Below are 23,517 nucleotides of genomic sequence, written 5' to 3' on the forward strand. Positions count from 1 at the left end.
CAAAAATAAACTGGTTGCCTGATTTTTACCCGTAACGCCGTAAAGCTAACCAATTCATTTCTCAGTCGATTAAAGAATAATCGTCCGGTTACCGTAGACGAAGACGCGCTGCGCCAGGACCTGATACAGCGCCCGGCTCAATACGTTTTTTTCGACATCGCGCCCGGCACGCATCATATCTTCTGCGGTATAAGTATGATCGACGTGAATGACGTCCTGCATAATGATGGGACCTTCGTCCAGGTTATCATTCACGTAGTGGGCGGTGGCGCCGATGATCTTCACACCGCGCTCATAGGCCTGATGATACGGACGCGCGCCGATAAACGCCGGCAGGAACGAGTGGTGAATATTAATGATCTTGTTCGGGAAACGAGCGACAAATTCCGGCGTAAGAACGCGCATATACTTGGCCAGCACCACGTAATCCGGTTCGTGGGCGGCAATCGCGTCGCCCATCTGCTTGTCGTGCTCTTCGCGGCTCAGCCCTTCATGGCTGACCAGTTCAAACGGGATGCCAAAACGTTCCACCAGCGGGCGCAGGGTGTCATGGTTGCCAATAACCGCGGCAATGTCGACATCCAGCCCACCGTAGTTGGCTTTCATCAGCAGATCGCCGAGGCAGTGCGCCTCTTTCGTCACCAGAATCACTACCCGGCGGCGGCCTGCCGGATTGAGTTCACGAATCGAGCCTTCCGGCAGGGCGCTGTCCAGATCGGCCAGCAGAATAGCGTCGTTGAAGATGCCTTCCAGTTCGGTGCGCATAAAGAAACGACCGGTACGGTGGTCAACAAATTCGTTGTTCTGCACAATGTTAAGTTCGTGCTTGTAGCAGATATTGGTGATACGCGCGATGAGGCCTTTCTGATCAGGGCAAATAGTGCGTAGTACTTTACGTTGTAATGAATGCATCGCGAGGAAAATCCTGTAGTGTTTGCAAGCGCTGCGGTAGCGTTACTGGCCGCAGCATTTTTTAAATTTTTTACCTGAACCGCAAGGGCAGGGGTCGTTACGGCCAATCAGCGGCCGTGTCCCGTCGATATAGTACCACTGTCCATTTTCTTTTAAGAATCTGGAACGTTCAATAATGGCGCCCGGGCGGTTATTGTCATTAAAGCGGGCGATAAAGCTGACAAAGCCTTCATTGGCGGCTCGTCCATCATCGCTGGCGAACAGGGTTAAGCCCAGCCATTCGGTGTGGGCAAAGCCTTTCTCCAGTTCGGCGCGAAACTGCTGCGCCTGACAGGACGGATGCCAGGTTTTGATCAGATAGTCGGCATCTTTCATGACGAACGCGCTGTAACGGGAGCGCATAAGCTGTGACGGGCCTGGTGCAAGCTCAGCGCCGGACAGATATCGCTGGCAACATGAGCTATACTCCAGTGCGCTGCCACAGGGGCATAATTGCGACAAAACTGCCTCCATGGAAGAAAGAGTAACGGCGCTTCTACGCCAAAGGGCTTTATGTTAACTGAGCCGTGACAATGTTGCCACGCTCAGAGTGGAAGGATAGTTATCAGTACTAATGAGAAAGCTTAAAATTGGTCTGGCGTTAGGTGCGGGCGCCGCCCGCGGATGGTCGCATATTGGCGTCATCAACGCCCTCCAGCAGGCCGGCATTGAGATTGATATCGTGGCCGGTTGCTCTATCGGTTCGCTGGTAGGGGCGGCGTATGCCTGTAACCGACTCCCGGCCCTTGAGTCCTGGGTCTGCTCTTTCAGTAACTGGGACGTTCTGAAACTGATGGACCTCTCCTGGCGCCGCGGTGGACTACTGCGGGGTGAAAAGGTGTTCAATCATTATCGCCGCATCATGCCCGTGACCGATATCGAACACTGCGAGCGGCGATTTGCCGCCGTCGCGACAAATTTAAGCACTGGCCGGGAGCTGTGGTTTACCGAAGGCGATCTGCACTTAGCGATTCGAGCCTCCTGCAGTATGCCGGGGTTAATGTCGCCGGTCAGGCATAACGGTTACTGGCTGGTCGATGGCGCGGTGGTCAATCCGGTTCCCGTATCGCTTACGCGGGCAATGGGGGCGGATATCGTGATTGCCGTGGATTTGCAACATGATGCCCACCTTATGCAGCAGGATTTATTCTCCCTCGAAACGCCGCGGCGGGAAGCCGAAGCGAAGGAGGGGCCATGGCATACTCGTCTGCGCGCACGCTTGACGCAAATGAGTTCCCGCCGTACGGCCGTGACGCCGACGGCGATGGAGATCATGACCACCTCTATCCAGGTCCTGGAGAACCGTCTTAAACGCAATCGTATGGCGGGTGACCCGCCGGATATCCTGTTGCAACCGTACTGTCCGCAAGTCTCGACGCTTGATTTCCATCGCGCCGGCGAGGCGATTACCGCAGGGCAGTTGGCGGTAGAAAAGAAAATGGATGAATTATTACCCTTAGTGCGTACCGCGATTTAACGCACGAGTACCTGACTTAAGCAAATTCTGACAGGCGATAGTGAGAATAGCGTGCCACTATTGAATTATCGTCAGCCAGGGGAGATATCATGACGCAGCCATTGGCGGGAAAACAGATTCTGATAGTTGAAGACGAACCCGTTTTCCGCTCACTCTTGCATGGATGGCTGACCTCGCTGGGAGCAACAACCTTCCAGGCGGAAGATGGCAAGGATGCCCTGCATAAAATGACGGAGGTGCATCCGGACCTGATGATTTGCGACATTTCGATGCCGAGAATGAACGGTCTGGAGCTGGTGGAGACGTTGCGTAATCGCGGCGAGCAGCTACCGATCCTGATGATTTCCGCTACCGAAAACATGGCCGATATAGCCAAAGCGTTGCGGCTTGGCGTTCAGGACGTGTTGTTAAAGCCAGTAAAAGATTTCGATCGCCTGCGCGAAACCGTTTATGCCTGCCTCTATCCTGCGATGTTCAGTTCACGGGTGGAAGAGGAAGAGCGATTATTTGAGGACTGGGACGCGCTGGTCAGTAATCCCATTGCGGCTTCACGATTACTGCAGGAATTACAGCCGCCGGTGCAACAGGAAATGTCGCACTGCCGCATTCATTATCGCCAGCTGGTGTCGGCGGATAAACCCGGTCTGGTACTCGATATCGCCCCGCTCTCGGACAATGATTTGGCCTTCTATTGTCTGGATGTCACACGGGCAGGAGATAATGGCGTCCTGGCCGCTTTATTATTGCGCGCGTTGTTCAATGGCTTGCTACAGGAGCAGCTGGCGCATCAGGGACAGCGGCTACCAGAAATGGGGAGTCTGCTAAAACAGGTGAATCAGCTCCTGCGTCAGGCAAACCTTCCCGGCCAGTTTCCTTTGTTAGTGGGGTATTACCACAGCGGACTGAAAAATTTAATTCTGGTGTCGGCGGGACTTAATGGCACGCTGAATACCGGTGAGCATCAAATTCAGATTAGCAATGGCGTTCCTTTAGGCACCCTGGGTGATGCTTACCTTAATCAAATTAGTCAACGCTGTACCTCATGGCAGTGCCAAATTTGGGGGGCGGGAGGCCGTTTACGCTTAATGTTGTCTGCGGAGTGAGCAATTGCGTTTATATCTAAGCAGACGGGATTACCCGTTGTCCTTTAGCGGTGGTAACATCGAGCAGTTTTATGCGTAAAAGTCCTAATTCGAGGCTATCGGAAGCTTTTCAGACCAGTGAATACGCGGTTGACTGATATACTCGACACGTTATTTGTAACGAGAAGTTTAAAAAACAAACAGTCCAGGAGATTTCAATGGCTGCCCTTAATTCTAAAGTCAGAAAAGCGGTTATCCCGGTTGCGGGATTAGGCACCAGGATGCTGCCGGCCACCAAAGCGATTCCAAAAGAAATGCTGCCGCTGGTAGATAAGCCGTTAATTCAGTACGTTGTTAATGAATGTATCGCTGCAGGAATTACTGAAATTGTTCTGGTAACGCACTCATCCAAAAACTCTATCGAAAACCATTTCGATACCAGTTTTGAGCTGGAAGCGATGCTGGAAAAACGTGTGAAACGCCAGCTGCTGGAAGAAGTGCAGTCTATTTGTCCGCCGCACGTAACCATTATGCAAGTTCGTCAGGGCCTGGCAAAAGGTCTGGGACACGCGGTGCTTTGCGCCCATCCGGTGGTGGGTGATGAGCCGGTCGCAGTTATTCTGCCAGACGTTATTCTGGATGAATATGAATCCGATCTGAGCCGCGATAACCTCGCAGAGATGATCTCTCGTTTCGATGAGACCGGCGCCAGCCAGATTATGGTTGAGCCTGTCGACGACGTGACCGCTTACGGTGTCGTTGACTGCAAAGGTGAATCTCTCAAGCCGGGAGAAAGCGTGCCGATGGTAGGCGTGGTCGAGAAGCCAAAAGCTGACGTTGCGCCGTCCAACCTGGCGGTGGTGGGGCGCTATGTCCTCAGCGCCGATATCTGGCCGCTGCTGGCCAAGACTCCTCCGGGTGCCGGTGATGAAATTCAGCTGACTGACGCGATTGATATGCTGATCGAAAAAGAGACGGTCGAAGCTTATCATATGAAAGGCAAGAGCCATGACTGCGGTAATAAGCTTGGCTACATGCAGGCGTTCGTCGAATATGGTATTCGCCACAAAACGCTGGGTGACGATTTTAAAGCCTGGCTGGAAACCGCGGTTGCGAAGTAATCCGCAGCGCTGCTGAAAGCACAAAACCGGGAGTCGCAATGCGCTCCCGGTTTTTTATATCGGCCCCTGGGGGCAAAAAAAATCCCGCCGCAGCGGGATTTTTTATATCGTAACAACGGAGATTAGATCAGGAAATCGTCCAGTGATTTACCTTGCTCATCCATTGCTTTTTTGATCACCGCCGGGGTACGGCCCTGGCCGGTCCAGGTTTTGGTTTCGCCGTTTTCGTCGACATAGCTGTATTTAGCCGGACGTGCAGCACGCTTGGTTTTGGTACCGGCTTTAACGGCTGCCATGGTGCTCAGCAGTTCATTCGGATCAATACCGTCAGCGATCAGCATTTCACGATATTGCTGCAGCTTACGCGTACGTTCTTCAATTTCTGCCGCGGCGGCGTTTTCTTCTTCACGGCGCTCGTTAACAACGACTTCTAATTTTTCCAGCATTTCTTCGAGCGTTTCCAGGGTGCATTCTCTTGCCTGCGCACGAAGAGTACGGATGTTGTTCAAAATTTTAAGTGCTTCGCTCATTGTAGTAATCTCAAACTTATATTGTGGGGTGGTTTGTTGAACTAATAATAGAGCGATAAAATGCGTTGTGCAATAGGGGGGAATGTAAGGAATTCAAAATTACTGGTTATTTGTCGCGAGAATTAATTAATTTAAGTTAAAATTCCCGTGCCGCTTCACATCTTTCATCCTTATAGCGATGAGCAGAAGGTAAGCTAAAACACTGAGACGGTATGCTTTTTCTGAGGTTCGGTGAGAAAAATTATCCTTTACATGGGTAAATAACCCTCGTCAGTATTAGCGCATTTTTGGTTATGAGGCTTAATATAAAACAACGCGCGGCGCCGCTTATAGCCCCATAGGTAACCGCCCTATAAGCACGAAAAGACAATGGTTACCCCGCCAGTAGCGTAACGGGGCGTACAAATAATGGCCCTGAAAATTCAATTCATCCTCTTAATCCTTTGGCTTTGCAGGCTCTTCAGCTGCGATACAATACCCCTGTCGAATGGGCGGCTGTACGCATAAAATATGGTACAATCGCCGCCGCGATAAAACACTTTGATTGGGGTCACGCAGCCGATGGCACAACTTTATTTCTACTACTCTGCAATGAATGCAGGTAAGTCGACCGCTCTGTTGCAATCTTCGTACAATTACCAGGAGCGGGGGATGCGTACCGTCGTTTATACCGCTGAGATTGATGACCGCTTTGGCGCCGGAAAAGTCAGCTCGCGTATCGGTCTCTCCTCGCCGGCCCGATTGTATAATCCACAGACGTCGCTATTTAACGATATTGCCGCAGAGCACAAGCTAAAGCCGATTCACTGCGTGCTGGTGGATGAAAGCCAGTTTCTGACGCGCGAGCAGGTTCATGAGCTGTCTGAAGTTGTCGATACGCTGGATATTCCTGTGCTTTGCTATGGCTTGCGGACAGACTTTCGCGGTGAGCTCTTTACCGGCAGCCAGTATTTACTGGCCTGGTCAGATAAGCTGGTGGAGCTGAAAACCATCTGTTTCTGCGGCCGGAAGGCCAGTATGGTGCTGCGCCTCGATCAGGAGGGGCGTCCTTACAACGAGGGCGAGCAGGTCGTCATCGGCGGCAATGAGCGGTACGTGTCAGTTTGTCGTAAGCATTATAAAGAGGCGCTGAGCGTCGGCTCGTTAACTCAGGTACAAAACCAGCACCGCCCCAGCTAATACGCGCAGAAGCTCGTCCAGGCGCCTGTGGGCGCCTTTTTATTGCCTGCGCTCCGTTGGGCCAGCAGGCGTTAAAGCTTGGCTGTCGGTGGGCAAAAAAAAGCCCCGTCAGATGACGGGGCTTGCAGTACGTTTATGCTTGTCGATTAAGCGGATTTTTTCGCTTTTTTCTCAGCTTTCACCGGAGCTGCTTCGGCTTTCGCGGCTGCTTCACCTTCGACGAACTCGCGACCGTAGTAGGTATCCAGCAGGATCTGTTTCAGCTCGGAGATCAGCGGGTAGCGCGGGTTAGCGCCGGTGCACTGGTCATCGAATGCATCTTCGGACAGCTTATCAACGTGGGCCAGGAAGTCAGCTTCCTGAACGCCAGCTTCGCGGATAGATTTCGGAATACCCAGCTCAGCTTTCACGCTTTCCAGCCATGCCAGCAGCTTCTCGATTTTCGCTGCGGTACGGTCGCCCGGTGCGGAGAGACCCAGGTGATCGGCGATTTCAGCGTAGCGACGACGAGCCTGCGGACGGTCGTACTGGCTGAACGCAGTCTGCTTGGTCGGGTTGTCATTCGCGTTGTAGCGGATAACGTTGCAGATCAGCAGGGCGTTGGCCAGACCGTGCGGAATATGGAACTGGGAACCCAGCTTGTGCGCCATGGAGTGACACACGCCGAGGAAGGCGTTAGCAAACGCGATACCGGCGATGGTGGCGGCACTGTGTACGCGCTCGCGGGCAACCGGGTTCTTGGAACCTTCGTGGTAGGAAGCCGGCAGGTACTCTTTCAGCAGTTTCAGCGCCTGCAGAGCCTGGCCGTCAGAGAACTCAGAAGCCAGCACGGAAACGTAAGCTTCCAGGGCGTGGGTCACGGCATCCAGACCACCGAACGCACACAGCGATTTCGGCATATCCATCACCAGGTTGGCATCGACGATGGCCATATCCGGGGTCAGCGCGTAGTCTGCCAGCGGATATTTCTGACCTGTCGCATCATCGGTCACAACGGCGAACGGCGTAACTTCAGAACCGGTACCGGAGGTGGTAGTGATCGCCACCATCTTGGCTTTAACACCCATTTTCGGGAACTTGTAGATACGTTTACGGATGTCCATAAAGCGCAGCGCCAGTTCTTCGAAGTGGGTTTCCGGATGTTCGTACATGACCCACATGATTTTTGCCGCATCCATCGGGGAACCGCCGCCCAGCGCGATGATCACGTCTGGTTTAAAGGAGTTCGCCAGGTCGGCGCCTTTACGTACGATGGTCAGCGTCGGGTCAGCTTCAACTTCGAAGAAGACTTCAGTTTCAACACCCGCAGCTTTCAGTACGGAGGTGATCTGATCGGCATAGCCGTTGTTGAACAGGAAGCGGTCAGTCACGATCAGCGCGCGTTTGTGACCATCAGTAATCACTTCATCCAGTGCGATAGGCAGGGAGCCACGACGGAAGTAGATAGATTTCGGAAGTTTGTGCCACAACATGTTTTCAGCTCGCTTAGCAACGGTTTTCTTGTTGATCAGGTGTTTCGGACCAACGTTTTCAGAGATGGAGTTACCACCCCAGGAACCACAACCCAGAGTCAGGGAAGGAGCGAGTTTGAAGTTGTACAGGTCACCGATACCACCCTGAGAAGCCGGGGTGTTGATCAGGATACGCGCCGTTTTCATCATCTGGCCGAAGTAAGCTACGCGAGCCGGCTGGTTATCCTGGTCGGTGTACAGGCAAGAGGTATGACCGATACCGCCCATGGCGACCAGTTTTTCAGCTTTGGTCACGGCGTCTTCGAAATCTTTCGCACGGTACATCGCCAGCGTCGGAGACAGTTTTTCGTGAGCAAACGGCTCGCTTTCGTCAACGTCGGTGACTTCGCCAATCAGAATTTTAGTCGTGGCCGGTACGGTGAAGCCTGCCAGTTCAGCGATTTTCGCCGCAGGCTGACCAACGATAGCGGCGTTCAGCGCGCCATTTTTCAGGATAATGTCCTGAACGGCTTTCAGCTCTTTACCCTGCAGCAGGTAGCCGCCGTGGCTGGCGAAACGTTCGCGAACCGCGTCATAAACGGAATCAACCACCACAACGGACTGCTCAGAAGCACAGATAACGCCGTTATCGAAGGTTTTAGACATCAGAACGGAAGCAACGGCGCGTTTGATGTCAGCCGTTTCATCAATCACCACCGGGGTGTTACCGGCACCTACGCCGATAGCAGGTTTACCGGAGCTGTATGCTGCTTTCACCATGCCTGGACCACCGGTCGCAAGGATCAGGTTGATGTCCGGGTGGTGCATCAGGGCGTTAGACAGCTCAACAGACGGCTGATCGATCCAGCCAATCAGGTCTTTCGGCGCGCCGGCAGCGATGGCAGCCTGCAGGACGATGTCAGCCGCTTTGTTGGTGGCTTCTTTAGCACGCGGGTGCGGAGAGAAAATGATGGCGTTACGCGTCTTCAGGCTGATGAGCGATTTGAAGATGGCTGTTGAAGTCGGGTTAGTGGTCGGTACGATACCGCAGATGATGCCGATAGGTTCAGCGATAGTGATGGTACCAAAGGTGTCGTCTTCTGACAGGACGCCACAGGTTTTTTCGTCTTTATAAGCGTTGTAAATGTATTCGGAAGCGAAGTGGTTTTTGATCACTTTGTCTTCAACGATGCCCATGCCGGATTCGGCAACGGCCATTTTGGCGAGAGGGATTCGAGCATCTGCAGCGGCCAGCGCGGCGGCGCGGAAGATTTTGTCGACTTGTTCTTGAGTGAAACTGGCATATTCACGCTGGGCTTTCTTGACACGCTCAACAAGCGCGTTCAGTTCAGCGATATTAGTAACAGCCATAATGCTCTCCTGATAATGTTAAACTTTTTTAGTAAATCAGTCGCTCGATTCGACATTATAGACAGGCTGTAAACAGCTTGCATGTAAATGTTTATGTAGGAAAATCAGGACGCTGTTTTACCGATTTACTAAAAAAGCTTTCTCTTTTTAACTTTCAGGTACTGCTGCCTTCCACTCTGTTGGTGTCATCAAGATTACTCACTTCTGAGTACAAATTACGTGATTTAGATCAAGTATTGGCACTGCTGATACCTTTCAGCTGGCTGCTTTTTGACCGGTTCGATCAAGTGTAATGGGAGGGTTTTGAAATTAAAAAAACGATTAGCATTAAAACTACAAATAGCTAACATTCGATACATATCACCGGGTTATGCATATTTATAATGAATATTGCATGCAAAAAGCGTATGTTTCGCGCAGTTATTTTATGCTGTTAACAGTCAACCGCCAATTTTGATGATGCTGCGGAGCCCATTGTGACTCAATCACTGTTCGATTTTTCTGCATATTTCAAGTTTTTCATCGGCTTATTTGCCCTGGTTAACCCGGTGGGCATTATTCCGGTGTTCATTAGTATGACCAGCTACCAGCCGGCAGCAGTGCGCAATAAGACCAACCTGACCGCCAACCTGTCGGTGGCGATCATCCTCCTGACGTCACTGTTTCTCGGCGATGGCATTCTGCAGATTTTTGGTATCTCCATTGATTCCTTCCGTATCGCCGGCGGCATCCTGGTGGTGACCATCGCGATGTCGATGATCAGCGGTAAGCTCGGCGAAGATAAGCAGAACAAGCAGGAGAAGTCGGAGACGGCGGTTAGGGAGAGCATCGGCGTCGTTCCTCTCGCGCTACCGTTAATGGCCGGACCGGGGGCAATCAGTTCCACTATCGTATGGGGTACGCGGTATCACTCCTGGGTGCATCTCGTCGGTTTTTCACTGGCGATTGCGGTCTTTGCCCTCTGCTGCTGGGGGATTTTCCGCATGGCGCCATGGCTGGTGCGTCTGCTGGGGCAGACAGGGATTAACGTTATCACCCGTATTATGGGCCTGCTGCTGATGGCTCTCGGCATTGAGTTTATTGTGACGGGGATTAAAGCGCTCTTCCCGGGGCTGCTGAGTTAGTTTGTTGCCACGCAGGCGGGGAGGCTCCCTTCACGCCTGCGCGATTATTAGCAAAACCTATCAACCAGCGCGGAACCGGCGGTAGGAATACTATTTTGCGATATCGCTATTAATTTCATGTTTTTCATTAAGATATGAAATATTTCTCTTAACATTCCTCTCACGTCTCCCCCTCCTGTGATGTTATTTTCTTCACATCATTCTCTGGCGCTTGCTGTCGGATCATCGAAATGATATTAGTAATTTTAACAAGGCTGCAGATGAATGTGCTAAAAAGTAATCTATTGTTAAATTTTTGTACAAAAAATCATCTCGCGGTCGCTGCGCAGTATGATGACTGATGGAAATTAAGTAACTATATGATTGTTAAAAACATTTTTCTGTCGGCATATTGTGGCAACCGCTAGTGACGCTGGCAAAGCCGGCAATAAAAGAGAATCCGGTAACATATTTGCAAATTGCATTGGCGGAGGTGTTTACCTTTTGGTACTTTCCGCCGTTATCGTCTGCTGAATTATGCGTGTAAATGAGAATCATTTTTAATCGTCTCATTGCGCCTGAACTGCCCTCCAGCGAGGGGGAACGAATCGACGTTAAGACTGCCGTTCGAGCGGTCGTAATAAATAAGTCGGTGATAGCAATCTGCCAATCGCAAACACTCCTGCGTTGGACAGATCCCGAAAACGGGAAAAAAAACAGGCTGGTTAAAAAACCAGTAATTATAATGACTGGAGTTACAACACAATGACCATCATCACTAAAAAACGTTTGATCGCCGCAGGAGTGCTATCCGCGCTCATGGCTGGCAATATGGCTATGGCAGCGGATGTCCCGGCCGGTGTGCAGCTTTCGGATAAGCAAACGCTGGTGCGAAATAGCGGCGCCGAGCCGCAATCGCTGGACCCGAATAAAATTGAAGGGGTGCCCGAGGCGAATATTAGCCGCGACCTGTTCGAAGGCTTGCTGAATACCTCGCCGAAAGATGGCCACCCGATCCCTGGTGTGGCAGAGAGCTGGGATAATAAAGATTTCAAAGTCTGGACCTTCCATCTGCGTAAAGATGCGAAATGGTCTAACGGCGAGCCGGTTACCGCCCAGGATTTCGTTTATAGCTGGCAGCGTCTGGTAGACCCGAAAACAGCGTCTCCTTATGCCAGCTACCCGCAGTATGGTCATATCCTCAACGTTGATGAAATCATTGACGGCAAGAAAGCCCCAGGCGAGCTGGGCGTAAAAGCCATTGACGACCATACGCTGGAAGTCACCCTCAGCGAGCCGGTACCCTATTTTTACAAACTGCTGGTTAACCCGGCGATGTCTCCTGTCTATAAACCAGCGATTGAAAAGTTTGGCGAGAAGTGGACGCAGCCTGGCAATATCGTCACCAACGGCGCCTACACCCTGAAAGACTGGGTGGTCAACGAACGTATCGTGATGGAGCGCAACCCGCATTACTGGGATAATGCCAAAACCGTTATCAACACCGTCACCTGGCTGCCGACCTCTTCTGAAGTAACCTATGTTAACCGTTATCGCAGCGGTGAACTGGATATGACCTATAACCAGCTGCCGATCGAGCTCTTCCAGAAACTGAAAAAAGAGATCCCGAACGAGCTGCACGTTGACCCGTATCTGTGTACTTATTACTACGAAATTAACAACCAGAAAGCGCCGTTCACCGACGTGCGCGTGCGTACCGCGCTGAAGCTGGGTCTGGATCGCGATATCATTGCCAATAAGGTGAAAGGACAGGGCGATCTGCCGGCCTACGGCTACACCCCGCCGTATACCGATGGCGCGAAGCTGACCGAGCCGGAATGGTTTACCTGGTCGCAGGAAAAACGGAATGAAGAAGCGAAAAAACTGCTGGCCGAAGCCGGCTATAGCGCCGATAAACCGTTGACCTTCAACCTGCTGTATAACACCTCTGATTTGCACAAGAAGCTGGCGATTGCCGCCGCCTCGCTGTGGCGTAAAAACCTGGGCATTGACGTGAAGCTGGTCAACCAGGAGTGGAAAACGTTCCTCGATACCCGTCATCAGGGCACCTATGACGTGGCGCGTGCGGGCTGGTGCGCTGACTATAACGAGCCAACCTCTTTCCTGAACACCATGCTTTCTGACAGCTCAATGAACACTGCGCACTATAAGAGCCCGGCGTTCGACAAAATTATGGCTGAATCCGTAAAAGCATCCGATGAAGCACAGCGCACGGCGGCCTATGCGAAAGCAGAGCAGCAGCTGGATAAAGACAGCGCGATCGTACCGGTCTATTACTATGTTAACGCCCGCCTGGTGAAACCGTGGGTCGGTGGCTACACCGGTAAAGACCCGATGGATAACGTCTATACAAAAGACCTTTACGTTATCAAACATTAATGGCAATACGTGGAGCGGGCCTGTGTTCGCTCCATCGTGTCTTATTTGAGAGCAGTGCAAAGGCACACGCCAGAAGGTACGGGCAATGTTAAAATTTATCTTACGTCGCTGTCTGGAAGCGATTCCGACGCTATTTATTCTTATTACCATCTCATTCTTCATGATGCGTTTGGCTCCGGGAAGTCCTTTTACCGGGGAACGCACGCTACCGCCGGAAGTCATGGCGAATATTGAAGCAAAATACCATTTAAACGACCCCATCATGACGCAGTACTTCAATTACCTGAAGCAGCTGGCGCATGGCGATTTTGGTCCCTCCTTTAAATACAAAGATTATTCGGTCAACGATCTGGTGGCGGCCAGCTTCCCGGTTTCAGCGAAACTGGGCTTCGCCGCCTTTTTGCTGGCGGTAGTGATCGGTGTCGCTGCGGGCGTTATTGCCGCTTTGAAGCAGAATACCCGCTGGGACTATGCGGTGATGGGGGTAGCCATGACCGGCGTGGTTATTCCGAGCTTTGTGGTGGCGCCTCTGCTGGTGATGATCTTTGCCATTACCCTGCACTGGTTGCCGGGCGGAGGTTGGAACGGCGGGGCGCTGAAATTTATGATCCTGCCGATGGTGGCGCTTTCCCTGGCCTATATCGCCAGTATCGCGCGTATTACCCGCGGCTCAATGATTGAAGTGCTGCACTCTAACTTTATCCGCACCGCGCGGGCGAAGGGGCTGCCGATGCGCCGCATTATTTTGCGCCATGCGCTGAAGCCGGCGCTGCTGCCGGTGCTCTCCTATATGGGACCGGCTTTCGTGGGCATCATTACGGGCTCAATGGTCATTGAAACCATTTACGGCCTGCCGGGGATTGGCCAGCTGTTCGTTAACGGAGCGCTTAACCGAGACTACTCGCTGGTGCTCAGCCTGACGATCCTGGTTGGCGCCCTGACTATCCTGTTCAACGCCATCGTTGACGTGCTGTACGCCGTTATCGATCCGAAGATTCGCTACTGAAGCCGGAGTTCGCCATGATGTTAAGTAAGAAAAATAGCGAGGCGCTGGAAAACTTCAGTGAGAAGCTGGAAGTGGAGGGGCGTAGCCTCTGGCAGGATGCGCGTCGCCGCTTTATGCACAACCGCGCCGCGGTCACCAGCCTGATTATGCTGGTGCTTATTGCGCTGTTCGTGACCTTCGCGCCGATGGTGTCGTCATTCTCCTATTTCGACACCGACTGGGGCATGATGTCCAACGCCCCGGACATGGCCTCTGGCCACTACTTCGGGACCGATTCCTCCGGTCGCGATCTGCTGGTGCGCGTGGCGATCGGCGGGCGTATTTCGCTGATGGTCGGGGTGGCGGCGGCGCTGGTGGCGGTGATCCTCGGCACGCTGTACGGTTCGCTTTCCGGTTATCTCGGCGGCAAAGTGGATTCGGTGATGATGCGTCTGCTGGAGATCCTCAACTCCTTCCCGTTTATGTTCTTCGTTATCCTGCTGGTGACCTTTTTTGGCCAGAATATCCTGTTGATTTTTGTCGCTATCGGCATGGTCTCCTGGCTGGATATGGCGCGTATCGTACGCGGACAGACCTTGAGCCTGAAGCGCAAAGAGTTTATTGAGGCGGCGCAGGTCGGCGGGGTCTCCACAGCGAGCATCGTGCTGCGCCATATCGTTCCTAATGTGCTGGGCGTGGTGGTGGTGTACGCCTCGCTGCTGGTCCCCAGCATGATCCTCTTTGAATCCTTCCTCAGCTTCCTGGGGTTGGGGACGCAGGAGCCGCTCAGCAGCTGGGGGGCATTACTCAGCGATGGCGCCAACTCAATGGAAGTCTCGCCCTGGCTGCTGCTGTTCCCGGCGGGTTTCCTGGTGGTGACCCTGTTCTGTTTCAACTTTATCGGCGATGGTCTGCGTGATGCCCTCGACCCGAAAGACCGCTAAGGAGCGCTGCCATGACCATGATTGAAACGGCAAAAGCGCCGCAAGCGCAGAGCCACAGCGGCCTGCTGCTGGACGTGAAAGATCTTCGCGTCACCTTTAAAACGCCGGATGGCGATGTCACCGCCGTCAATGATCTGAACTTCACCCTGCAGGCGGGGGAGACGCTCGGTATTGTCGGGGAGTCCGGCTCCGGTAAATCGCAGACCGCCTTCGCCCTGATGGGACTGCTGGCGGCCAACGGCCGAATCGGGGGTTCCGCCACCTTTAACGGTCGGCAAATCCTCAATTTGCCCGAGCGTGAGCTGAACAAACTGCGCGCCGAGCAAATCTCGATGATTTTCCAGGATCCGATGACCTCTCTGAACCCGTATATGCGGGTGGGCGAGCAGTTAATGGAAGTCCTGATGCTGCATAAAGGGCTGAGCAAAGCCGAAGCGTTTGAAGAATCGGTGAAGATGCTCGACGCGGTAAAAATGCCGGAAGCGCGCAAGCGCATGAAGATGTTCCCACATGAATTCTCCGGCGGGATGCGCCAGCGCGTGATGATTGCCATGGCGCTGCTCTGCCGGCCCCGGCTGCTGATTGCCGATGAGCCGACCACCGCCCTGGACGTCACCGTGCAGGCGCAGATCATGACGTTACTGAATGAGCTGAAACGCGAATTTAATACGGCCATCATTATGATCACCCATGACCTCGGAGTGGTGGCGGGGATCTGCGATAAAGTGCTGGTGATGTATGCGGGCCGCACCATGGAGTATGGTCAGGCGCGCGATGTCTTCTATCAGCCGTCTCACCCTTACTCTATTGGGCTGTTGAATGCGGTTCCTCGTCTGGATGCCGAAGGCGATGCGTTGTTGACCATTCCGGGCAACCCGCCAAACCTGCTGCGTTTGCCGAAGGGCTGCCCATTCCAGCCGCGCTGTCCGCACGCAATGGAACAGTGCAGCAGCGCGCCGCCGCTGGAGTCGTTCGCGCCAGGCCGCCTGCGCGCCTGCTTTAAACCGGTGGGGGAGCTGCTATGAACGCCGTAACTGAACAACGAAAAGTCCTGCTCGAAATTGCCGACCTGAAGGTGCATTTCGATATTAAAGATGGCAAACAGTGGTTCTGGCAGCCGTCGAAAACGCTGAAAGCCGTAGATGGCGTAACGCTGCGTCTCTATGAAGGTGAGACCCTCGGCGTGGTGGGGGAGTCCGGCTGCGGTAAATCGACTTTCGCCCGCGCCATTATTGGTCTGGTGAAGGCTACCGATGGCAAAGTGGCCTGGCTGGGTAAAGATCTGCTGGGCATGAAGCAGGAAGAGTGGCGCGACGTGCGCAGCGATATCCAGATGATCTTCCAGGATCCGCTGGCCTCGCTGAACCCGCGTATGACCATCGGAGAAATCATCGCTGAGCCGTTGCGTACCTATCATCCGAAAATGCCGCGTCAGGAAGTGCGCGATCGCGTGAAGGCGATGATGATGAAAGTCGGGCTGCTGCCTAACCTGATCAACCGCTATCCGCACGAGTTCTCTGGCGGTCAGTGTCAGCGCATCGGCATTGCGCGGGCGTTGATCCTCGAGCCGAAGCTGATTATCTGCGATGAGCCGGTGTCCGCGCTTGACGTGTCCATCCAGGCTCAGGTGGTTAACTTGCTGCAGCAGCTGCAGCGTGAAATGGGACTGTCGCTGATATTTATCGCCCACGATCTGGCGGTGGTTAAGCATATCTCCGATCGCGTACTGGTGATGTATCTGGGCCATGCGGTGGAGCTGGGGACCTACGATGAGGTGTACCATAATCCGCTACATCCCTATACCAAAGCGCTGATGTCGGCGGTGCCGATCCCCGATCCGGACCTCGAAAAAACGAAAACTATCCAGCTGCTGGAGGGTGAATTACCCTCACCGATTAATCCGCCGTCGGGCTGTGTCTTCCGCACCCGTTGTCCGCTCGCCGGACCGGAGTGCGCCAAAACCCGCCCGGTGCTGGAGGGCAGTTTCCGCCATGCGGTTTCCTGCCTTAAGGTAGACCCGTTATAATCTCAGGGGCTGACGCAGGTCAGCCCTTTTTTTTGCGAGGTTAACGAAGTGGGTATGCTTTCTGCCGCTCGCCTGCGGCTTTATCATTTGCTTTTCGATCAAAACCGACGTTCCGGCCGCCGCTTCGAAGGGCTGTGCGGACTTTTCGCCTTGCTCAGCGTGGTGGTGATATTTGTCGAATCGGGGCTGGGCACGCAATATCATCTGACATTAGATGAATGGCATGTATTCGTCTGGCTGGAGCTGATGGTGACCGCGGTCTTTACCCTGGAGTATCTGCTGCGTATTGCGACATGGCCCAATCCGCTCCACTACATTTTCAGCTTCTGGGGGTTTATTGACTTAGCGACCATCCTGCCGCTATACGTGATGTGGCTGTGGCCGGAAATTAGCCTCAATTATGTTTTTGCCTGGCGGGCAATGCGGGCGATCCGCGCGTTGCGTATTCTCAAACTGTTGCGCTTTATGCCTTCGCTCAATGTGTTCTGGCGGGCGATTGTCAGCGCGCGCCATCAGCTGATCCTGTTCTATTCGTTTATCGCCATTGTGATGGTGATTTTCGGCTCGTTAATGTACCTGATAGAAGGGCCAGAGTATGGTTTTACCACGCTCAACGCTTCGGTCTATTGGGCCATTGTGACCATCACCACCGTCGGCTACGGGGATATTACGCCGCACACGCCGCTGGGCCGCATCCTGGCCTCCATTCTCATCCTGATCGGCTACTCCATTATTGCCATTCCGACCGGGCTTATCACCACCCATATGACCAGCGCCCTGAACCGGCGGCGCCAGCAGCGGGTATGCCCGCAGTGCCAGCAGGGCGACCATGACGATAACGCCCGGTTTTGCCACGCCTGCGGTCATGTCTTACCGAAGTAAACTCTCGGCATAAAAAAAGCCTGCCGGGTGGAACGCGGCAGGCTTTTCACTGGCGGGTCAGCGTTATTCACGCCACAGAATATGACACAGCTTGTGATCTTTCTCGCGGCACAGCAGCACGCGGGCGAAGATATCATTGATTTCCCCGCCGTCGGTATCCGCCAGGCCAATCACCACTTCGGCGAAGAAATCCGGGTTCAGATCGTAATCCACATGCTCTTCCCAGTCTGCGGATGGGTCGAACAGCTCGGCGCCGCCGCGCTCCTCAAACTGCAGGTTAAACAGAATGATGTCCGCCGGGTCGAGGTTATCGGCCGCCAGTTCGAGGAAGATGTCGTATGCCTGCTCAAGCGTTTCGTCTTCGGTCAGGCGGTTGTTTAAATCCATATCCATGATTGCTACTCATTCGGTATCTGATGGGCACGTTTTACAGCAACGGGCTGAAGAAGTAAAACAGTCGCTCGGCGATCCGCTGCCACAGCGGACGTTTTAACCAGAGACGGGCGTCCAGCAGGCGCGAGCGCGAGATATAGTCATCCTGAACCGCCGCCAGATCGCTGCCGAAGCCGGCGTCATCGATGACCAGCGTGATTTCAAAATTGAGCCACAGGCTGCGCATATCCAGATTCACAGTTCCCACCAGGCTCAGTTCGCCATCGACCAGCACGCTTTTGGTATGCAACAGGCCGCCTTCAAACTGGTAAATCTTCACCCCTGCCGCCAGCAGCTCGGTGAAAAAGGCCCGGCTGGCCCAGCCCACCAGCAGCGAATCGTTCTTGCGCGGTAAAATAATACTCACGTCCACGCCGCGCTGGGCGGCGGTACAGATAGCGTGCAGCAGGTCGTCGCTGGGTACGAAGTAGGGCGTGGTCATGATCAAATGCTCTTTCGCCGCGTAGGCGGCGGTGAGCAGCGCCTGATGGATCAGATCTTCCGGAAAGCCCGGACCGGAGGCGATGGTGTGGATGGTATGCCCACTGGCCTCTTCAAACGGCATGATATTGACGTCCGGCGGCGGTGGCAGAATACGCTTTCCGGTCTCGATCTCCCAGTCACAGGAGTAGACGATGCCCATCGAGGTCGCCACCGGGCCTTCCATGCGCGCCATCAGGTCAATCCACTGCCCGACCCCCGAGTCCTGCTTAAAGTAGCGGGGATCGACCAGATTCATGCTGCCGGTGTAGGCGATATAGTTATCGATCATCACCATTTTACGATGTTGGCGCAGGTCCATCCGGCGCAGAAACACACGCATCAGATTGACCTTGAGAGCCTCGACCACTTCAATGCCGGCGTTACGCATCATCGCAGCCCATGGGCTACGGAAAAAGGCCACACTGCCCGCGGAGTCGAGCATTAACCGGCAGTGAACCCCGCGACGGGCGGCGGCCATTAGCGATTCGGCGACGCTGTCGGCCATACCGCCTGGCTGCCAGATATAGAAGACCATCTCTATGTTATGGCGAGCCAGTTGAATATCCCGGATCAGGGCCTGCATGACGTCGTCAGATTCCGTCAGCAACTGCAGCTGGTTGCCTTTTACGCCGCCAATGCCCTGGCGCCGTTCGCAAAGCTTGAACAGGGACTCGGCCACCGGGCTGTTATCTTCGGCAAAGATATGTTTGCAGGCTTTGAGGTCGTTTAACCATTTGGCCGTGGAAGGCCACATCGCTCTCGCGCGTTCTGCCCGCCGCTTGCCAAGATGCAGCTCGCCAAAGGAGAGATAGGCGATGATCCCCACCAGCGGCAGGATATAAATGATCAATAACCATGCCATGGCGGACGGCACAGCGCGGCGTTTCATTAGAATTCGTAATGTTACACCGGCGATCAACAGCCAGTACCCCAGAATGACCAGCCAGTTCACCACCGTGTAAAAGGTTGTCATAGATGTAAAATCCTTTTGAATGACGTTATGTGATGAGTTTACGCATCAGTATTTTTCTGGCAAATAAAAACGCAGCGAAAGCGGTGGTCAGTCGCCGGCAGAGGTTTATAATGGGGGCTGTTTTCACTCGTAGAGTCGTTGCAATGAAGCGTAGTAGAACGGAAGTAGGGCGCTGGCGCATGCTGAGACAGGTGAATCGCCGTAAAGCGCGCTGGCTGGAAGCCCAATCACGCCGCAATATGCGGATCCTCGCTATCAGGAAGGGACTGATGAAACGGCAGCGTCATGCTCTGCTGTTTATCTTCCCCGACTGTTAAACAACGAGCAGAACAACGGCACCGAACGCGGTGCCGTTGTCGTTTTCCCGCTCTGCGCGGCATTCCCTTTTAACATCGCCAGATCGCCTATTGAAATATCTATGCGATGCCTGTCAGGGTATGACGGGGGATTATCGACAGAACGCCTTTTTCCGCAACAGGTATTCACCGCCGTGTGGAAGTCCGGACAGGGCGTGGGGTCGTCGATCGTTTTTCAATGTCATGCTCACTATCAGGATACCCACCCTGAATAAAACGCACCGCTTTTGCGGGCGGTAATTTATTTGGCATAGGCTTCCGTGGATAACGTGATAGTCACGTTATCACTCACCGCCGGAACATATTTATCAAGCTTGAAGTCTGAACGTTTTATTACCCCAGTGGCATCAAAACCAATGGCCTGTTTTTTCACCATCGGATGCATATCCTGTTTATTCAAAGTGGCATGCAATACAACCGGTTTGGTGATGCCCTTAATGGTCAGGTTACCTTCAACATCATATTTATTGCCGCCTTTACTTTCCACTCGGGTGCTCTGAAAAGTGGCCTCAGGATACGTGTTGACATCGAAGTACTCTTTGCCTAAAAACTCATCCGTTAACGCTTTGACATGAGTGTTAATGGTTTTGACTGGCAGCGTGACGTGCACAGAGGATTGCTCCGGGTTGTCTTTGTCAAAAGACAGTTTCCCTGAAACATCAGAGATATACGCTGTAGGGTTAGAGAAGCCAAAATGATTCCAGGCAATAACAACGGAAGTATGCTGCGGATCCAGGCTATATTCTGTCGCTGCGGCTTGTGACACAGGAATATATAAGGCAAGCAGAGAAAGCAATGCGGTTTTTTTCAGGGTATTCACACAAAAATCCTCATAAGCGTCAGGTACATAAATGGTAGCCCAAAAAAATGCGGCACTTATTGAAAACATTTGTTAATCCCGTTCAAATTATTTAATCAACCAAAATCACCCTACAATTACTCTGCGTGAAGTTTACCCAGCGAAATTAATCGACTTTAAAAAATGATCATCTGCAACGTAAATCTGGTTGCGTAGTTTTATACGTTCATTCCATATTGATATGTGCCTGTATCAGCGCACTTCATTTATTTTCAGACGCTTTCAAGCCACCGCGTTTCTGAATGCAGTAAGATGGTGATATGGGGTCCCATACCTGCGGAACGGGATATGCATGCTTATTTACTTCAGGCCTTTATATCTGTTGGTCAGCATCTATCTCTCTTTAACGATCTTCTTTCAACTGTATTTTGGATTTACCGGCCGATGTCAGGATGTGCTGGCTTGTAAAACAAGCGCTAAATCCAATGCAAGACCTCTGTTGCAGACTGATTCAATACATTAGCAATTCAAAATCATGCCCGGCGTCGACGTTTGGTCAGCATTTTCTATGGCCGCAAAAGGCGAGGTGAGGGTCGATGATGTCGTCGAAGGAGAAAGGATGTGCTTATCTTCCAGGCGTCTCAGGCGGATAACAGACAACGCTTGCGTGCGGTTAAAAAGGGCGACATTTTAATGTGATGTACCAAAATGCGCCCTTTCATCTGATGGCCTGGTGCGTTGTTGTTAACCAGAAAAATCGAAGGGAATATTTTTCAAAACACTTTTTTGTACGGCTTCACCGAGACCTGGCGGTAGACGCCAGCGGCGATATACGGATCGTCATTAGCCCAGGCCTGAGCCGCTTCCAGCGATTCAAACTCAGCGATCACCGTTGAGCCGCTGAATCCGGCTGCGCCCGGTTCGTTGCTGTCAACGGCCGGCATTGGCCCGGCGGTAAGCAGCCGACCTTCATCATGTAAAAGTTGTAGACGCGCAAGATGCGCGGGGCGAACCGAGAGCCGCTTTTCCAGAGAATCGGCGATATCTTCAGCGTAGATAACGTAAAGCACGGCAAAGCTCCTTATCATTAAACAGGCGAATTACGTTAAGTTAAACGACGATGGACTGCAATGCAAAGATGCGCCCCGGCGTCGAATGCCCCGCCGACGCGGCTTTTTTCCGCAAATGGTGGCAAAAATTGACTCAGGTTAAGACGGCTTATTGAATATGATTGCTATTTGCATTTAAAATCGGAGCATCATTTTTCAACAGAAACGACTATGAGCGCAATGACCCTTGATTTACCTCGCCGCTTCCCGTGGCCAACGCTGTTATCCGTGGCTATCCACGGTGCCGTTGTGGCGGGGCTGCTTTATACCTCGGTACATCAGGTTATTGAACAGCCTTCCCCGACGCAGCCGATAGAGATCACGATGGTGGCGCCGGCCGATCTTGAGCCGCCCCCGGCGGCGCAACCCGTCGTGCAGCCCGTTGTTGAACCTGAACCGGAGCCGGAGCCTGAGGTGGTCCCTGAGCCGCCGAAAGAGGCGCCGGTGGTGATCCATAAACCAGAACCTAAGCCGAAGCCCAAACCTAAACCGAAGCCCAGGCCGGAGAAAAAGGTTGAGCAGCCGAAGCGGGACGTCAAACCGGCCGCGGAGCCGCGTCCGGCTTCACCGTTTGAAAACAACAATACGACGCCAGCGCGCACCGCGCCGAGCACCTCCACCGCAGCGGCCAAACCCACCGTCACTGCCCCGAGCGGCCCGCGGGCGATCAGCCGCGTTCAGCCGACCTATCCGGCGCGCGCTCAGGCGCTGCGCATTGAAGGAACGGTGCGGGTGAAGTTTGACGTCACGCCTGATGGCCGAATTGATAATCTGCAGATCCTCTCCGCCCAGCCGGCGAATATGTTTGAGCGCGAGGTGAAAAGCGCGATGCGCAGATGGCGTTACGAGCAGGCAAAACCGGGAACCGGCGTGACGATGACCATTAAATTCCGTCTCAACGGCGTCGAGATTAACTGATAATGCAGGGCGGCGGACCGGGGAGGTCCGCCGTAAACCTTGTCTAACGCGTTTTTTCCATCAAGACATCGTCCAGCGCCTGCTGGACCGTCACCAGGTGCTGGCCACCGAACAATATCGCCCGGTTCAGCAGGGTATAAAGCTGGTAGATCGGCTGACGCTCGAGAAAACCAGCCGGCAGCGGTGAGACGGACTGATAGCCGTCATAGATCTGCGGGGGTTGTTCCGGGTGCATCGGCAGCATAGCTAAATCACACTCGCGATCGCCCCAGTAGCAGGCCGGGTCGAAGATGTAGGGGCCATCCGGCCCTAAGGCGCAGTTGCCGGACCACAGGTCCCCGTGTAGCAGCGAAGGTTGCGGCTGATGGTTGGCCAGCCGCTGCTGTACCACATCGACTAAGGTATCGATATCGCCAAAGTGCAACCCTTTCTCCGCCGCCAGCTCCAGCTGCCAGCCGATACGCTGCTCGGCGAAGAACACCGACCAGCGACGTTGCCAGGCGTTGGGCTGCGGCGTGGTGGAAAGATCGTTATCAAAATCCAGACCGAACTGCGGCTGATCGCTCCACTGATGCAGGTGGGCTAACTGCTGGCCAAGCAGGAAAGCGTTATGCGCATCCAGCGGGCGGGGAGGGAGGTATTCCATGACCACGAAGCTGTAGTCGCGATCGCTGCCGACGGCAAAGACCTGTGGTACGCGAACAGTTTTGCTTCGCGACAGCAGCTCCAGCTGATCGGCCTCGGCGGTGAAGATAGGCAGGAGTTCCCGTTCGTCGCATTTCACGAAGTAATCTTTGCCGCCGAAACGCAAATGCCAGGCGGAATGGATCTCTCCGCCGGGCAGCTCGGTTTTCAGTTCGATTTCAGCGTCTTCGGTATGCCAATCGCGTAAAAGAGTACTGATTGCTTGCCACATGCTGTCTCTCCCCATGTTTTCCACCATAT

General features: G+C 53.4%; 24 protein-coding genes. 14 read left to right on the forward strand and 10 right to left on the reverse strand.

Features of this window, described 5'->3' with window-relative positions; genetic code table 11:
* Positions 1-69: 69 nt before the first annotated feature.
* Positions 70-912: a formyltetrahydrofolate deformylase gene (gene purU, locus K5R89_RS05540; RefSeq protein WP_004203178.1), complete on the reverse strand. Its 843-nt coding sequence runs from the start codon at positions 910-912 to the stop codon at positions 70-72.
* 42 nt (positions 913-954) lie between these two features.
* Complete coding sequence (locus tag K5R89_RS05545; protein ID WP_032428898.1) at positions 955-1,413, reverse strand: YchJ family protein; 459 nt, start codon at positions 1,411-1,413, stop codon at positions 955-957.
* A gap of 112 nt (positions 1,414-1,525) precedes the next feature.
* Here K5R89_RS05545 and rssA point away from each other — a divergent pair, with 112 nt between their 5' ends.
* The 3 genes from rssA (at position 1,526) to galU (ending at position 4,631) form a co-directional block, all read left to right on the forward strand.
* Entirely contained in the window at positions 1,526-2,428 is a 903-nt protein-coding gene (rssA, locus tag K5R89_RS05550) for a patatin-like phospholipase RssA (RefSeq protein WP_004203175.1), read from the forward strand.
* Positions 2,429-2,517: 89 nt separating this feature from the next.
* A complete protein-coding gene (gene rssB / locus K5R89_RS05555; protein ID WP_023290128.1) occupies positions 2,518-3,531 on the forward strand; it encodes a two-component system response regulator RssB in 1,014 nt (337 codons plus the stop codon).
* Between the two features lie 197 nt (positions 3,532-3,728).
* Positions 3,729-4,631 carry a UTP--glucose-1-phosphate uridylyltransferase GalU gene (gene galU / locus K5R89_RS05560; RefSeq protein ID WP_023290127.1) on the forward strand — a complete coding sequence of 301 codons (903 nt, stop codon included), beginning with the start codon at positions 3,729-3,731 and terminating at the stop codon, positions 4,629-4,631.
* A 122-nt stretch (positions 4,632-4,753) separates the two neighbouring features.
* Here galU and hns read toward each other — a convergent pair whose 3' ends face one another.
* Together hns and K5R89_RS27770 are read right to left on the reverse strand one after the other, a co-directional pair.
* Positions 4,754-5,161: a histone-like nucleoid-structuring protein H-NS gene (hns, locus tag K5R89_RS05565; protein ID WP_002910103.1), complete on the reverse strand. Its 408-nt coding sequence runs from the start codon at positions 5,159-5,161 to the stop codon at positions 4,754-4,756.
* Between the two features lie 422 nt (positions 5,162-5,583).
* The gene (locus K5R89_RS27770) at positions 5,584-5,715 is read right to left on the reverse strand and encodes a hypothetical protein (protein WP_044523854.1); all 132 of its coding nucleotides are present in this window, start codon (positions 5,713-5,715) and stop codon (positions 5,584-5,586) included.
* Between the two features lie 7 nt (positions 5,716-5,722).
* On the opposite strand from K5R89_RS27770, the gene tdk reads away from it, so the two are divergent.
* A complete protein-coding gene (gene tdk / locus K5R89_RS05575) occupies positions 5,723-6,340 on the forward strand; it encodes a thymidine kinase (protein WP_032429180.1) in 618 nt (205 codons plus the stop codon).
* 146 nt (positions 6,341-6,486) lie between these two features.
* Here tdk and adhE read toward each other — a convergent pair whose 3' ends face one another.
* The gene (gene adhE / locus K5R89_RS05580; RefSeq protein ID WP_023290125.1) at positions 6,487-9,162 is read right to left on the reverse strand and encodes a bifunctional acetaldehyde-CoA/alcohol dehydrogenase; all 2,676 of its coding nucleotides are present in this window, start codon (positions 9,160-9,162) and stop codon (positions 6,487-6,489) included.
* 77 nt (positions 9,163-9,239) lie between these two features.
* Between adhE and K5R89_RS05585 the strand changes: the two genes are divergently transcribed.
* From K5R89_RS05585 to K5R89_RS05620, 8 genes are all read left to right on the forward strand, one after another.
* Complete coding sequence (locus K5R89_RS05585; RefSeq protein WP_032428896.1) at positions 9,240-9,455, forward strand: hypothetical protein; 216 nt, start codon at positions 9,240-9,242, stop codon at positions 9,453-9,455.
* 183 nt (positions 9,456-9,638) lie between these two features.
* Positions 9,639-10,286 (forward strand): YchE family NAAT transporter, encoded by a 648-nt coding sequence (locus K5R89_RS05590; protein WP_002910095.1) that lies wholly within the window; start codon positions 9,639-9,641, stop codon positions 10,284-10,286.
* A gap of 744 nt (positions 10,287-11,030) precedes the next feature.
* Positions 11,031-12,665, forward strand: coding sequence for an oligopeptide ABC transporter substrate-binding protein OppA (gene oppA, locus K5R89_RS05595; protein ID WP_023290124.1), 1,635 nt, complete (start codon positions 11,031-11,033; stop codon positions 12,663-12,665).
* 85 nt (positions 12,666-12,750) lie between these two features.
* Positions 12,751-13,671: an oligopeptide ABC transporter permease OppB gene (gene oppB, locus K5R89_RS05600; RefSeq protein ID WP_002910089.1), complete on the forward strand. Its 921-nt coding sequence runs from the start codon at positions 12,751-12,753 to the stop codon at positions 13,669-13,671.
* 14 nt (positions 13,672-13,685) lie between these two features.
* Positions 13,686-14,594 (forward strand): oligopeptide ABC transporter permease OppC, encoded by a 909-nt coding sequence (gene oppC / locus K5R89_RS05605; protein WP_004145396.1) that lies wholly within the window; start codon positions 13,686-13,688, stop codon positions 14,592-14,594.
* An 11-nt stretch (positions 14,595-14,605) separates the two neighbouring features.
* Entirely contained in the window at positions 14,606-15,619 is a 1,014-nt protein-coding gene (locus K5R89_RS05610; RefSeq protein WP_023290123.1) for an ABC transporter ATP-binding protein, read from the forward strand.
* Positions 15,616-16,620: a murein tripeptide/oligopeptide ABC transporter ATP-binding protein OppF gene (oppF, locus tag K5R89_RS05615; RefSeq protein WP_002910083.1), complete on the forward strand. Its 1,005-nt coding sequence runs from the start codon at positions 15,616-15,618 to the stop codon at positions 16,618-16,620. The genes K5R89_RS05610 and oppF overlap by 4 nt, the downstream gene beginning before the upstream one ends.
* Before the next feature lie 54 nt (positions 16,621-16,674).
* Positions 16,675-17,502, forward strand: coding sequence for an ion transporter (locus tag K5R89_RS05620; RefSeq protein WP_050533297.1), 828 nt, complete (start codon positions 16,675-16,677; stop codon positions 17,500-17,502).
* 63 nt (positions 17,503-17,565) lie between these two features.
* Here K5R89_RS05620 and K5R89_RS05625 read toward each other — a convergent pair whose 3' ends face one another.
* Together K5R89_RS05625 and cls are read right to left on the reverse strand one after the other, a co-directional pair.
* The gene (locus K5R89_RS05625; protein WP_002910079.1) at positions 17,566-17,895 is read right to left on the reverse strand and encodes an HI1450 family dsDNA-mimic protein; all 330 of its coding nucleotides are present in this window, start codon (positions 17,893-17,895) and stop codon (positions 17,566-17,568) included.
* 34 nt (positions 17,896-17,929) lie between these two features.
* A complete protein-coding gene (cls, locus tag K5R89_RS05630; protein WP_023290121.1) occupies positions 17,930-19,390 on the reverse strand; it encodes a cardiolipin synthase in 1,461 nt (486 codons plus the stop codon).
* A 143-nt stretch (positions 19,391-19,533) separates the two neighbouring features.
* Here cls and K5R89_RS05635 point away from each other — a divergent pair, with 143 nt between their 5' ends.
* The gene (locus K5R89_RS05635; protein ID WP_124070259.1) at positions 19,534-19,707 is read left to right on the forward strand and encodes a YciY family protein; all 174 of its coding nucleotides are present in this window, start codon (positions 19,534-19,536) and stop codon (positions 19,705-19,707) included.
* Between the two features lie 280 nt (positions 19,708-19,987).
* Here K5R89_RS05635 and K5R89_RS05640 read toward each other — a convergent pair whose 3' ends face one another.
* Together K5R89_RS05640 and K5R89_RS05645 are read right to left on the reverse strand one after the other, a co-directional pair.
* Positions 19,988-20,635 (reverse strand): YceI family protein, encoded by a 648-nt coding sequence (locus K5R89_RS05640; RefSeq protein ID WP_165453620.1) that lies wholly within the window; start codon positions 20,633-20,635, stop codon positions 19,988-19,990.
* Between the two features lie 683 nt (positions 20,636-21,318).
* Positions 21,319-21,615 (reverse strand): YciI family protein, encoded by a 297-nt coding sequence (locus K5R89_RS05645; RefSeq protein WP_002910042.1) that lies wholly within the window; start codon positions 21,613-21,615, stop codon positions 21,319-21,321.
* A 210-nt stretch (positions 21,616-21,825) separates the two neighbouring features.
* Here K5R89_RS05645 and tonB point away from each other — a divergent pair, with 210 nt between their 5' ends.
* Positions 21,826-22,572 (forward strand): TonB system transport protein TonB, encoded by a 747-nt coding sequence (tonB, locus tag K5R89_RS05650; RefSeq protein WP_032453270.1) that lies wholly within the window; start codon positions 21,826-21,828, stop codon positions 22,570-22,572.
* 43 nt (positions 22,573-22,615) lie between these two features.
* Here the strand turns inward: tonB and K5R89_RS05655 are convergent, their stop codons facing one another.
* Positions 22,616-23,488, reverse strand: coding sequence for a fructosamine kinase family protein (locus K5R89_RS05655; protein WP_023290117.1), 873 nt, complete (start codon positions 23,486-23,488; stop codon positions 22,616-22,618).
* Positions 23,489-23,517 lie beyond the last annotated feature (29 nt).

The organism is Klebsiella sp. TF21-TM (assembly GCF_019753495.1).
Taxonomy (GTDB): Bacteria; Pseudomonadota; Gammaproteobacteria; order Enterobacterales; family Enterobacteriaceae; genus Klebsiella; species Klebsiella quasipneumoniae.

Coding starts and splice junctions, on each gene's coding strand:
- purU (WP_004203178.1), bottom strand. CDS start 912: ATGCATTCATTACAACGTAAAGTACTACGCACTATTTGCCCTGATCAG.
- rssA (WP_004203175.1), top strand. CDS start 1,526: ATGAGAAAGCTTAAAATTGGTCTGGCGTTAGGTGCGGGCGCCGCCCGC.
- rssB (WP_023290128.1), top strand. CDS start 2,518: ATGACGCAGCCATTGGCGGGAAAACAGATTCTGATAGTTGAAGACGAA.
- galU (WP_023290127.1), top strand. CDS start 3,729: ATGGCTGCCCTTAATTCTAAAGTCAGAAAAGCGGTTATCCCGGTTGCG.
- hns (WP_002910103.1), bottom strand. CDS start 5,161: ATGAGCGAAGCACTTAAAATTTTGAACAACATCCGTACTCTTCGTGCG.
- tdk (WP_032429180.1), top strand. CDS start 5,723: ATGGCACAACTTTATTTCTACTACTCTGCAATGAATGCAGGTAAGTCG.
- adhE (WP_023290125.1), bottom strand. CDS start 9,162: ATGGCTGTTACTAATATCGCTGAACTGAACGCGCTTGTTGAGCGTGTC.
- oppA (WP_023290124.1), top strand. CDS start 11,031: ATGACCATCATCACTAAAAAACGTTTGATCGCCGCAGGAGTGCTATCC.
- oppB (WP_002910089.1), top strand. CDS start 12,751: ATGTTAAAATTTATCTTACGTCGCTGTCTGGAAGCGATTCCGACGCTA.
- oppC (WP_004145396.1), top strand. CDS start 13,686: ATGATGTTAAGTAAGAAAAATAGCGAGGCGCTGGAAAACTTCAGTGAG.
- K5R89_RS05610 (WP_023290123.1), top strand. CDS start 14,606: ATGACCATGATTGAAACGGCAAAAGCGCCGCAAGCGCAGAGCCACAGC.
- oppF (WP_002910083.1), top strand. CDS start 15,616: ATGAACGCCGTAACTGAACAACGAAAAGTCCTGCTCGAAATTGCCGAC.
- K5R89_RS05620 (WP_050533297.1), top strand. CDS start 16,675: ATGCTTTCTGCCGCTCGCCTGCGGCTTTATCATTTGCTTTTCGATCAA.
- K5R89_RS05625 (WP_002910079.1), bottom strand. CDS start 17,895: ATGGATATGGATTTAAACAACCGCCTGACCGAAGACGAAACGCTTGAG.
- cls (WP_023290121.1), bottom strand. CDS start 19,390: ATGACAACCTTTTACACGGTGGTGAACTGGCTGGTCATTCTGGGGTAC.
- K5R89_RS05635 (WP_124070259.1), top strand. CDS start 19,534: ATGAAGCGTAGTAGAACGGAAGTAGGGCGCTGGCGCATGCTGAGACAG.
- K5R89_RS05640 (WP_165453620.1), bottom strand. CDS start 20,635: ATGTTTTCAATAAGTGCCGCATTTTTTTGGGCTACCATTTATGTACCT.
- tonB (WP_032453270.1), top strand. CDS start 21,826: ATGAGCGCAATGACCCTTGATTTACCTCGCCGCTTCCCGTGGCCAACG.
- K5R89_RS05655 (WP_023290117.1), bottom strand. CDS start 23,488: ATGTGGCAAGCAATCAGTACTCTTTTACGCGATTGGCATACCGAAGAC.